This window comes from Mesorhizobium sp. M4A.F.Ca.ET.020.02.1.1 (genome assembly GCF_004022645.1).
Classification (GTDB): Bacteria; Pseudomonadota; Alphaproteobacteria; order Rhizobiales; family Rhizobiaceae; genus Mesorhizobium.
Genome location: NZ_RZOI01000913.1, coordinates 1 through 2,060, shown reverse-complemented (window position 1 = coordinate 2,060; position 2,060 = coordinate 1). Strand labels below are relative to the sequence as shown.

The following is a 2,060-nucleotide window of genomic DNA, read 5'->3' as shown; positions in this document are numbered from 1 at the left end:
GGATCTCGACGATACCGCCCTTGCCGGTCATGACGAAATTGGCGTCGGTGCCGGCCGAGGAATCCTCGAGATAGTCGAGGTCGAGGACCGGCTGGCCGTCATGGATGCCGCAGGAGATCGCCGCGACATGGTCCTTCAGCACCTTGGCGACGCTGGCCATCTGCCGCGCCTCCATCCAGCGCAGGCAGTCATGGAGCGCCACCCAGCCGCCGGTGATCGAGGCGGTACGGGTGCCGCCATCGGCCTGGATCACGTCGCAGTCGACAGTGATCTGCTGCTCGCCCAACGCCTGCAGGTCGACCACGGCGCGCAAGGAACGGCCGATCAGCCGCTGGATTTCCAGCGTGCGGCCGCCCTGCTTGCCGGTTGAAGCCTCGCGCCGCATGCGCTCGCCGGTCGAACGCGGCAGCATGCCGTACTCGGCCGTCACCCAGCCCTTGCCGGAATTGCGCATCCAGGCCGGCACTTTTTCCTCCAGGCTTGCCGTGCACAGAACATGCGTGTCGCCGAACTTCACGAGGCACGAACCCTCGGCGTGCTTGGAGACGCCGCGCTCGAAGGAGATGGCGCGCATTTCGTCGGCTTGGCGTTTGGAGGGGCGCATCGAGGCCTCTTTCTTCTTTCTTTTGGTTTTCAAGGATTCGTTGGCGGCTTGTAGACGCATGCGGCGCATGGCGCAAAGGAAAATGGACCGGGTTGCGCGGGCACGGCCTAAGTCTATATTTGAGCAGGAGGTTTTGGCTCGAATGACCAAGGCAGTCGATCCGGCATCGCAGTCGCCCGCGCTCCAGTCGCTTGATATGCGCTCGCGCGATATCTTCCGGCGCATCGTCGAATCCTATCTCAGGGATGGCGAGCCGGTCGGCTCGCGCAGCCTGTCGCGCATCCTGCCCTCTTCGCTGTCGCCGGCCACCATCCGCAACGTGATGAGCGATCTCGAGCATCTCGGCCTGATCTATGCCCCGCATATCTCGGCCGGCCGTTTGCCGACGCAGACCGGCCTGCGCTTCTTCGTCGACGCCTTTATGGAGCTTGGCGACCTCTCCGACGAGGAGCGCCGCATCATCGAAGCGCAGGTGCGCGCCTCCGGCTCGGGCGCCACGCTGGAGCATATGCTGACCGAGGCCAGCCAGATGCTGTCGGGCATGTCGCGCGGCGCCGGCCTGGTGCTCGCCGCCAAAAACGAGGTGGCGCTGAAGCACATCGAGTTCATCCAGCTGGAACCCACCAAGGCGCTGGCCGTGCTGGTGTCGCAGAACGGCGACGTCGAGAACCGCGTCGTCGACCTGCCCGCCGGCACCACCGTGTCGCAGCTGCACGAGGCCTCCAACTTCCTCAACGCCCATATCCGGGGCCGCACACTGGCCGAGGCGCGCGTCGAGATCGCCCGCATCAAGGACGAGACCAGGGCCGCCCTCGACACGCTGTCGCAGGACCTGGTCGAAAAGGGCCTGGCGGTCTGGGCTGGCGCCGAAAGCGGCCTGCCGGCACGGCTCATCGTGCGCGGCCGCGCCAACCTGCTCGAAAACGTCACCGCCCAGGCCGACATCGAATTGCTGCGCCATCTGTTCGAGGATCTGGAGACGCAGGACGGGCTGCTGCAACTGCTCGACCTCGCCGAGGAAGGGCCCGGCGTGCGCATCTTCATCGGCTCGGAAAACAAGCTGTTTTCGCTGTCCGGCTCGTCGCTGGTCGTGGCGCCCTATCGCGACAAGGACGCCCGTGTCGTCGGCGCACTCGGCGTCATCGGTCCGACGCGGCTTAACTATGCCCGCATCGTGCCGATGGTCGACTATACGGCGCAGCTCATTTCGCGCATGCTGCGTTAGGTGTGAGGCCGGCCTGCAAATGGCGATCTCCCGCGCTTCCGGTGCTCACGTACTTCAAGTACGCTCCGCTCCGGTTCTCGGAGACCACCATTTTCGACCCGGCCTGACCGGATCTCAGTACACCTAGGCAGTGGAGGAGAAGAAAAATGGCGCTGGAATCGCTCAAGGCCCAGATCAGCCTGCTGCTCGAGGAAATGGTCAACCAGCCCGAGGACCAGCACGAGATACGGG

The 2,060-nt window shown here is 65.0% G+C and carries 2 protein-coding genes; one reads left to right on the top strand and one right to left on the bottom strand.

Annotated elements, in window-relative coordinates; all coding sequences use genetic code 11:
• The coding region (rph, locus tag EN742_RS32970) for a ribonuclease PH (protein WP_128333773.1) at positions 1-604 on the bottom strand (604 nt) is incomplete at its 3' end.
• A gap of 142 nt (positions 605-746) precedes the next feature.
• On the opposite strand from rph, the gene hrcA reads away from it, so the two are divergent.
• Complete coding sequence (gene hrcA / locus EN742_RS32965) at positions 747-1,829, top strand: heat-inducible transcriptional repressor HrcA (RefSeq protein WP_126057283.1); 1,083 nt, start codon at positions 747-749, stop codon at positions 1,827-1,829.
• The last annotated feature ends 231 nt before the right edge of the window (positions 1,830-2,060 follow it).

What these genes read in the sequence shown, in the direction of transcription:
- hrcA (WP_126057283.1), top strand. Translation starts at nt 747, where the DNA reads ATGACCAAGGCAGTCGATCCGGCATCGCAGTCGCCCGCGCTCCAGTCG.